General features: G+C 63.0%; 6 protein-coding genes. 1 reads left to right on the top strand and 5 read right to left on the bottom strand.

Going from position 1 to position 8860, the window contains the following annotated elements:
- Window positions 1-3: 3 nt before the first annotated feature.
- The 4 genes from GOEFS_RS17855 to GOEFS_RS17840 form a co-directional block, all read right to left on the bottom strand.
- Window positions 4-801 (bottom strand): SGNH/GDSL hydrolase family protein, encoded by a 798-nt coding sequence (locus GOEFS_RS17855; RefSeq protein ID WP_007319346.1) that lies wholly within the window; start codon window positions 799-801, stop codon window positions 4-6.
- Window positions 802-869: 68 nt separating this feature from the next.
- Window positions 870-1901 carry an ADP-ribosylglycohydrolase family protein gene (locus GOEFS_RS17850; protein ID WP_007319345.1) on the bottom strand — a complete coding sequence of 344 codons (1032 nt, stop codon included), beginning with the start codon at window positions 1899-1901 and terminating at the stop codon, window positions 870-872.
- Window positions 1894-2376: a PPOX class F420-dependent oxidoreductase gene (locus GOEFS_RS17845; protein ID WP_007319344.1), complete on the bottom strand. Its 483-nt coding sequence runs from the start codon at window positions 2374-2376 to the stop codon at window positions 1894-1896. The genes GOEFS_RS17850 and GOEFS_RS17845 overlap by 8 nt, the downstream gene beginning before the upstream one ends.
- Before the next feature lie 84 nt (window positions 2377-2460).
- The gene (locus GOEFS_RS17840) at window positions 2461-6909 is read right to left on the bottom strand and encodes a non-ribosomal peptide synthetase (protein WP_040525465.1); all 4449 of its coding nucleotides are present in this window, start codon (window positions 6907-6909) and stop codon (window positions 2461-2463) included.
- Between GOEFS_RS17840 and GOEFS_RS17835 the strand changes: the two genes are divergently transcribed.
- The gene (locus tag GOEFS_RS17835; protein ID WP_040525464.1) at window positions 6908-8041 is read left to right on the top strand and encodes an iron-containing redox enzyme family protein; all 1134 of its coding nucleotides are present in this window, start codon (window positions 6908-6910) and stop codon (window positions 8039-8041) included. The two genes, GOEFS_RS17840 and GOEFS_RS17835, sit on opposite strands and share 2 nt — an antisense overlap.
- Here GOEFS_RS17835 and GOEFS_RS17830 read toward each other — a convergent pair.
- Window positions 7987-8751 (bottom strand): HemK2/MTQ2 family protein methyltransferase, encoded by a 765-nt coding sequence (locus GOEFS_RS17830; protein WP_007319341.1) that lies wholly within the window; start codon window positions 8749-8751, stop codon window positions 7987-7989. The genes GOEFS_RS17835 and GOEFS_RS17830 overlap by 55 nt on opposite strands.
- Window positions 8752-8860 lie beyond the last annotated feature (109 nt).

The following is an 8860-nucleotide window of genomic DNA, read 5'->3' as shown; positions in this document are numbered from 1 at the left end:
GTCTTACCTCAAGACGCCCAACGAAGTGTCGACCAGCGGCGTCAACTCCGGACGTTTGGCACAACGACCGTCACCGGTTGATACGCCCCGTACTCGCCGCCAAAGCCATGGTCGCACGGTTTCGGCGAGCCATGCCAAGTCACCGACAACTCCGCCTGCCTGATGACGCTCGGCATGCGGCGCTGGTAAGGACCACGAGTGGTCGGCGCCGTGGAGGCCGAGCGCTTCTGCGGCGGCAAGTGCGAAACGCGCGTGGCCGGGTGGCGACCCATGCAGCCGATCGCGACTCCACATCCGCAGATCAGACATAGCCGGCGCGGTGTAAAGGTCGACTAGTCGCAGGTCGTACTTGTTGGCGCACAGTTGAATACGGTCGTTGATCGATACCAATCGGGGACCGAATAGTCGTGCCGCGATCGGCACTATTCGGCGCACATCAGGAAACAGCGTGGTGAGAACGGTCGCGCCCGACGCCGTCAGGATGGCGTACATCTCCTCCATAATGTCGAGAGCTTCGGCCAGATCGCCATCGATGGCCGTGACATCATTCATGCCAACGCAGATTCCGACGAGATCAGGATTCATCGCTAACGCGGGGGCGAGTTGTTCATCGCGAATCTCCGCGGTCCGACGTCCGCGGACGGCGAGGTTTGCGTAGCCAAGACCTGGGTTATCGACAGCCAGACGTCGTGCGAGCCGATCGGCCCAGCCGCCCACTCCGCTATGGTCGTCGCCGTCCCATAGTCCTTCGGTCTGAGAATCACCGATCGCGACGAAGCGTGAGTAGCTCGATACTGTCATTACGCCCCTTCCGTCATTTCGCCCGAACGGCAGCAAAAGCATGGTCAGGCCCGAACGCTATCAACGATTCACGTTACCGAACGATTCGCGTGAGTCGCGGCCCGCTGTGCCAACGTGACCAATGTGTCGTCGTCGGCTGGGCGCCCGTTCGTTACGGGCCAGCCGTGGATCTCGCGACGCCACGAGTCGGGAATTGCTGACGCACCCCACCGCGCGCCGAGTAGCGCGCCGGCAATGGCGGCCACGGTGTCGGTGTCGTTACCTATCCGGATCGCGGTATTGAGCGACTCCTCGATATGCCGAGCCGGATCGTCGGCATTGTCGGGCGTGTGAGTGATGGCAGAGATCGCAGCCTGCAATGCGGTCACCGTAAAGCCGTTGGGGCTGAACGTATTCGGATCATCACGAAACGCGGAGTTCAGCCGCTTCACCCAATCGGCGCGGCGCTTGTCTGGCAACAAGTCCAGGCCGGCGACGATCTCGAAACGACCTTCGATGATCGCCACGCGAATAGCCTCCGACCACAGTACGCATGAATCGACGGCAAGAGGATCCGCGTGGGTGAGACGCGCGATGTCGTAAGCGGCACGGGCGGTCGCGACACGGTCGTGCGGATGAGACAGGGCCACCGGTCCGGTTCGCATAAGCGCGCCGTTGCCTGCCGAGTGTGGCTGATCGGCGGCGTAGGCGAGAGCCGAGACGGTCGATGCCTCGGCGGCGTTGAGTTTCCCTTCGGCGAGAAGGCTTTTCGCGCCTCGAAGGACATGGCGAGTCTGGACGCCGATATCGGGTGGTTGATCGTCGTACCATCTCAAGAAATATGTGGCCGCTGCGTCGAGCGCTCTGGATGAGACGAGCGATCCCTCGGCGGCCGCCATTGCGACCGCTACGGTCATGGACGTGTCATCACTCCACTGTCCCGGCGCGAAATCGCCCAATCCACCGCCGAGCATTTGTGCGGACTCACCCGATCGAAGCCGGGGCCGGCACTCGAATTCGTAAGGGACGCCCAGCGCGTCGCCGACGGCCGTGCCCACCAGCGCACCGGCCGCTCGGTCCAGTTGGGCTTCGGTAAGACGCTTGACGGCGGCCCTATCCATTGGCATCGAGCCGCTCGGCCACATCCTTCGGGAATCCGCCGGTCGCCAGGGGACCCCACGCGGTGGGGGTCACTCGGATGAGTGACTTGTTCTGAATCCGCATCGCGGCGCGGTACTCAGTCCAATCGGGATGCTCGCCTGAGATGGATCGAAAGTAGTCGACCAGTGCGTCTTCGGCATCCGGCATATCGAGGACTTCCGCGGTGCCGTCGACCTGAACCCACGGGCCATTCCATTCATCGGAGAGCACGCACAAGCTAACCTCGGGCGTCCGTCGTGCGTTGGTGACCTTTGCCCGGCCGGGATAGGTCGCGATGACGATTCGTCCCTGTTCATCGACACCCCCGGTAACCGGGGACAATTGCCGGGAACCGTTGGCGCGCAAGGTCTGCAGGATCATGCGGTGACGTGGCTTAAGAAAAGCGACGAGTTCGGCGAGCTCTACGGGAGTGGCTGTGGCGATGGTACGAGGCATGAATTGAGCGTACGCGGTGCTGGAACTGTCCCCGTGACATGCGCGGCCGCTATATTGCCGTCTGCTCACGTCACGGGGACAGTTTCAGGCGTCGAGTCGACCGAGAACCTCGTGGACGAGGTCCCGTACTTCTCGTTCCTCGAAGGTTTCGGAGGGATAGAGCACTTCGATGGTGCCCGGACGATCATTGTTCGGTGGGGTGATGGCGAAGTGCAGATCGCACTTGGCCACCTGGACGGGAAGTGGTTCTAGTCGTAGTGATCCCGTCGGACCCAGATCTATCTCGGAGGCGGCGGCGTCGGCTGATTCGGCCGACACCACTACCTGAAACAGCGGGTGATGGGGGCCGTCGAGATCCTTGACGGCCGCGGCGATGTCGAGATAGCCAACGTCGCTGTGGCGGAAGGCTTCCCGCTCGACGGTGACGTGCTCTTTGGCCACCGTTACTAGTGTGTCGCCGTCGTTGACGCGATAACGCAATGGCAGCGTATTAACGAACATGCCTACTACCCGCTGGAGTTCTGCGCTAGGTCGACCGTCGACTGGAGTGCCGATAACTAGATCGCGCGTGTGACTGCGCTCCCCGACAACCTGGGCAACGGCGGCACGGAGAACACCCAGCGGGGACGTCTGGCTCTCGACCGCGATACCGCGAGCGAACGCCCACCGCGACTCAGATAGGACCACCGACACCGTGGCACCCGGCGATGTCCTCGACGCGGGCCGTCGATGGCCCGCGATGTCGCCGAGTGGCTTGATGCCGTCGAGTGTTTGGCGCCAGTAGTCCAATTGCCGAGCCTGCCGACTCGTCGGATCGTCGGGATCGCCCATCAGGTTGCCTATCCATCGGGCGTAATCGAGGTAGTCGATGCCCGGCGGGGTGGGTATGTGACCGAAGTAGGCGGCTACGAGATCGGTGAGAATGATTCGCAATGAGGCACCATCGATCGCGGCGTGATGTGTGCAAATGGCAATGCACTTGTCGCGCAGGCCTATTCGAAGCGCGGACTCGGTGCGCAGGTCAAAGCCCCGCTGCGCGAAATTGACTACGGATTCCGTTATGTCAATGAGGGTGGGCGGCGGTACTGAGTCGGGAATCATGAGTCCACCGGAGAAGCCCGAGGTGAGTATCCGATGTGTGCTGCCAAGCGTGGCAACGGCTTGCGCCAATCGCTGCCGGTCCAGCTCGGGTACCTGTATCGCGAATGGGATGAGATTTGATGTCGAGTTGTCGTCGCGATCGACGTTGCGCTGCGCGGGCGCGAAGGGCACTGGTTCGGCACTCGCTACATGAGATATGGGTGGTTCCGACGATGTAATGAGGGCTGCGATGCCGGCGGGTGTTCGACCGTCGAACACGTCCCGTACAGTCAGCGTGCTGCCGAGGTTCCGGTTGATCATCGCCACGAGGGTCGTCGCCGACAACGAGTCGCCGCCGAGGCTGAAGAAGTCGTGGTCGACGCCGATGCCATCGATCTCGGTGGCGGTGTAAAAGGCCTCAACACAAGCAGATTCGTGGGGAGTAGTTGGCGCGCGATACGCGGTTCCCGCAGTGAAACTGGGAGTGGGAAGAGCGGATCTGTCGATCTTGCCCGTCGTCGTGAGCGGCATCGCCGCGAGCACGGTGATGGTGCTCGGCACCAGGAAGCCGGGGAGCACGCGGACGAGGGCCGAACGCAGTTTGTCACCGGACAAATCGGCGCCGGTGACATATGACGCCAAAACTGTTGCGGCGCCGCGGCGCAACGGAATCGTTACCGCATCTTCGACGTTAGCCAGCGTGCGCAAGACGGCATCGATCTCACTTGTCTCGACACGGAATCCGCGAACCTTCAGCTGGTGGTCGGCCCGACCGATGAAGTCGAGCGACCCGTCCGCACGACGACTGACGATGTCGCCGGAGCGATATAGGCGCGAACCGTTGCGGTCGAAGGGATTTGCGATGAATCGCGTCGCAGTGGTGGCAGCCGACTGATAGCCGCGCGCCAGCGATGGCCCACCGATGTAAAGTTCGCCGACCGCGCCGATGGGTTGCGGCCGTAACCGGGTGTCGAGCACCCAGCAGGTAACGCCCGGCATCGGAAGGCCAATGGGAACGCGCTGCGCCGATGACGCGAGGTCCAGCGCGGGGGTGATGGTGACGCTGCAGGTGGTTTCGGTCGGACCGTATGCGCCCCGCAGGCGGACACCCGCGCCAATCCATCGTCGGGCGACTCCGGGCGGACAGACGTCGCCGCCGGTAATGACGTCCCGTACGGTCGGCACGCTATTCGGATCGAGAGTGGCCAGCGCCGCTGGCGTAACCAGCAAATGGGTGACCCCGACACGGTTAAGGGCGGCAGCAAGTTCGTCGCCGCCGGCGATGGCGGGATCGATAACGCACAAGCGGGCGCCACTGACCAATGCGGCGACTACTTCGACGATGGCCGTGTCGAAACTGGTCGACGCGAAATGTGCTATGACGCAATCACTTCCGAGTCGATAGCTGGCGTCGATCTCCGCGACGAGCGCTGACAAGCCAGTTCCGGTCACCACTACGCCCTTGGGGGAACCTGTCGAGCCGGAGGTGAAAATTTCGTACGCGGCGTTGTCTGGACCGGGGATTGGACATTCGGCGCTGCGCGACGAGCGGCGTATGTCGATCGTCAGGCCGGTGCGAACCACAACGCGTGGATCACTCGAAGAGATGATGTGATCCACCCGAACTTGGGGATGCCGTGGATCGATAGGGACATAAATGCCTCCGGCGAGCGCGACTGCCCAGAGGGTGATTACGGATTCGATTGAGCGGGGCAGGATTACGGCGACGGCAGCTTCGGGCCCAACCCCGGCTGTGCGCAGACGTTCAGCGAATTCTGTTGCACGAGAGCGTAGCTCACCGAAAGTGACCTGGCCGGTCGACGATTCGACCGCGATCGAGTCATCGTCGGGAGCTCGATCGAGTAGTTGCGCAAGTGTCGCAACGGCCGGGGGCGTAACGCCGACCAGTGGGCGGTCGGAGAGCGCTATCGCGCCGATCGGCTCCCCAGGCGGGAGGCCAGCGAACTTCTCCAGATAGTCGACAAGCTGACTATGGTGTGCCGCAAGGGTTCCCGTCGGGTAACCAGCGGGGTTACCTTCCACTTCGATCTGACTGCCGCCGTCCGGCGCGGGATACAGGTTGACATTCAAGTCGGCCACGGGCCCGGTGCTTAGCACAGTGTAGTCGGCGTCGATGTCGCCGAGCGGGATCAGCGGATCGAATGGGAATACGTTTACCACCGGGCCGAATTGGTGGAGTCCGGCGGCCGCGACTCCGGCGTCTCGAAGCATGTCTTCGTGGCGGTAGCGCTGATGTCGAAGAAGCCCGGACAACGCACTCGATACTTGGGCGACATAGTCGTCGACACTGAGCTCGGCCGACGCCGTCACTACCAGAGGGACGATATTGGACATGCTGCCTGCGACCGAACGCACCGCGGCGTTGTGTCGCGCGGATACCGGAAGCGACAAGACGATTCGGTCTCGATCGCTCACGCGAGCGAGGTAAGCGGCGAGTCCTGCGATGACGACTGCTGATGGGAGAGTTCGCATCCGCGCAGAACATCGGTCGATCGCGCCCGCTGGGCCGCGCCCCAACCGATCGCGAACGCGGACCGGCAGTGCCGACGGTGTATGCCGGCCGATACCGATGGTCACGGGGTCGGGCAGCGCGGACATCACCTCTTGCCAGTAGGTGTGGTCGCGCTGATTCCGAGGGGAGTCGGCGTACTCCCGATCGGCGTCGAGCAGGAGGTGCGGTTGACCAATCGCCGTACTGGGGGAGGCGATTTCCGCACTCACCTCTCCACGGAGGGCCGCGCTATACAGATCTGCGGTGCGCTGGATGAGATTGAGCGCGCCATATCCGTCGAGGACAATATGGTGGGCGCGGGAGAAGTAGAACCATCGGTCGTCGGCGACCCGCAGCAACGTTGTTTGCACCAGCGCGTCGGCGTACAGATCCATCGGCCGGGTACAAGCCTGCTCCATCCAGCCGCGCGCGGCCGTGATCGGTTGGTACTCATGGCGGAAGTCGATCTGATCGATGACAAAATCGCGATGCGACCGCGACATCATCGGTCCCTCGTCGGTGTCGATGATGCGTGTCGCAGTGGTGCCGAACTCGTTGCCCGCTTGATATGACGCCGCGATGAGGATGTCGGTATCGACCTGCCCGGAGAGGTCGATGAAATGTGCTATCGCCAACGGCACGGTGCCGATGAGCTGCTGGGCGATCCACAGACTTCGTTGTGCGGCGGTCAGTGGGAGCGTCGAATAGATCGGGGAGTCGCCGGGTGTGGGATCGACTGGCCAGTACCGGCGGTGGCTGCCGTCGCAGAACGGTTTGCGGTCGCTGTGCCCGCACCGGCACAGCGCGATGACCTTGCGATCAGCGTCGAGCCGACTACCCTCGTCAGTGAGGAGGTGAAAGTTGCCGCGCACCAGCAGTGGACCGTTGCGGCGCACAGATATGGATGTCGCGATCTCGTCGCCGGGTACGTTATCTGCCATGACCGACCCCGCGCTGACCGAGTCGTTCACCGTGATGCCGTTGCCGCCCGCGCGCGGTGAACTCAGTGCCGCTGTAATCACGCGACTCCGTGGTGAGGGACCGGATATTGGAGTGGCACAAGTTAAGTCGGCCATCGCGCGTGCCGGTTCGGTGCTCGATGATGACGATTGTCAGCTCACGTTGACACTGTTGTACGAGCTTCACCTGCGAGGTATTGGCGAAGTCCCCGACGAGATGCAGTGGGCGCCGGACTTGCTCGCGGTCAGGTCCGTCTTGGAAGAGGCGATGTGGGCCGAGGTGGCCGCGTTGCTGCATAGCGATACGGTGGCCGAGGCCGCATCTCCCCGCTGGCCGGCGCGCGCCGGAGCACAAGTCGATGCGGCTAGGCGGTCGGATATCGTAGCTGAGCGCATCGAGACCTCCGCCCGCCCCGCCTCGGCGACCGTCGAGCGCCTGTGGCAGATGACCGCGGATGACGACGGGCCTGGTTTGTCGAGTCATATTCGCGACGATGCGACTTTGGCGGAACTTCGCGAAGTCCTTATTCACCGTTCCCCGTATCAGCTCCGCGAGGCCGACGTTCACACGTTGGGTATTCCGCGCCTCTCCGGGCAGCCGAAGGCAGCACTCATCGAAGTTCAGGCCGACGAGTATGGCGGCGGGCAGTTGTCCCATATGCACTCGGTGCTCTTCGCGCAAACCATGATCGCGGCCGGATTGTCGGCGAGGTATATGCACTACTTGCCTCGGGTGCCGGCGGTGACCCTGGCCTCGCTCAATGTGTTGTCTTATTTCGGCTTGCACCGAAATCGATTGGGGGAGTTGATCGGTCATCTCGCCGCGATCGAGATGACCTCCTCGGCGCCGGCCAAGCGGTATAGCGCCGGGCTGGCGCGATTGGGCTTTGATACTGGCGCTCGCAAATTCTACGACGAGCATATCGAGGCCGACGCCGTCCATGAGCAGATTGTCGCTCGCGATCTCGTCGCACAATGGGTTGGCGAGGACGCCGCCAGGTCGCGGCAGGTCCTCGACGGCGCGGCGGCATTCCTGTTGCTGGAGCAGCGAATCGGCGATCACGTGTTGAGCTCCTGGATGGCCGGACGCTCATCGCTGCTCGAATCTCCCTGAGCCGCAGGCGCAGCGGCGAGAATCGTGCTGACTCGCTCGATTCGTTTACCGGGTGAGATCAACCCCGCATCGACGAGATAGGGCACGCGTGCGGACAGAACCGGCCCGAACGGGATGTCGATCGACTCTTTGATCGCGACGGTGAATCCGGCGGTGCGCAAGTGATGGCACGTGGCCTCGACGCCGCTCAATTCGGATTGGACGATGATCAACGTGCCGCCCGGGCGGACGAGGTGGCGCGCGCGGTGACAGATCGGGTCGAGTATGGCGCGGCCGTCCGGTCCGGCATCCCAGGCTCGGCTCGCATTGCTGCGGTGCGTCCCCGATTGCGTTGGGACATAAGGCGGATTCGCGAACACAAGGTCGTATCGCTGAGTGATCCGCATCGTTCGGATATCGGCGCGAATGGCGGTGACCGGCAGGTTATTGAGTCGCGCGTTGAGCCGGATAGTGGCGATCGCTCGTCGGTCGATGTCGACCGCGGTGACCGGGACTCCCATCCGGGCGGCGTGGAGGGAGGCATAACCGGTCCCGGCGCACAGTTCGAGAGCGGTTAACCGCCTGTCGGCGCGATCGATCACTGCGGTGACGGATTTGGTGAGGAGTTCGCTATCGTCGGCTGGCGCATACACGTGAGGCAACCGGACAACCCGGACGTCATTGGGATATCGAGTCGAATGACCTGCGCTGAGCTCACGTTCGAACGGCAATTCGGTCCTCCGTCGGTGGTCAGGGACTTAAGACGGTTATTGAGTACTGCTCCCAGCCAACCTACAGGATGAACTTTGGCAGATCGGGCGGATTGCGTTGGTGCGATGG

It is taken from the genome of Gordonia effusa NBRC 100432 (genome assembly GCF_000241305.1).
Classification (GTDB): Bacteria; Actinomycetota; Actinomycetes; order Mycobacteriales; family Mycobacteriaceae; genus Gordonia; species Gordonia effusa.
The sequence above is the reverse complement of the archived record's forward strand: the minus strand, read 5'-3'. Positions and strand labels throughout refer to the sequence as shown.

Coding starts and splice junctions, on each gene's coding strand:
- GOEFS_RS17855 (WP_007319346.1), bottom strand. CDS start 801: ATGACAGTATCGAGCTACTCACGCTTCGTCGCGATCGGTGATTCTCAG.
- GOEFS_RS17850 (WP_007319345.1), bottom strand. CDS start 1,901: ATGGATAGGGCCGCCGTCAAGCGTCTTACCGAAGCCCAACTGGACCGA.
- GOEFS_RS17845 (WP_007319344.1), bottom strand. CDS start 2,376: ATGCCTCGTACCATCGCCACAGCCACTCCCGTAGAGCTCGCCGAACTC.
- GOEFS_RS17835 (WP_040525464.1), top strand. CDS start 6,908: ATGACCGACCCCGCGCTGACCGAGTCGTTCACCGTGATGCCGTTGCCG.
- GOEFS_RS17840 (WP_040525465.1), bottom strand. CDS start 6,909: ATGGCAGATAACGTACCCGGCGACGAGATCGCGACATCCATATCTGTG.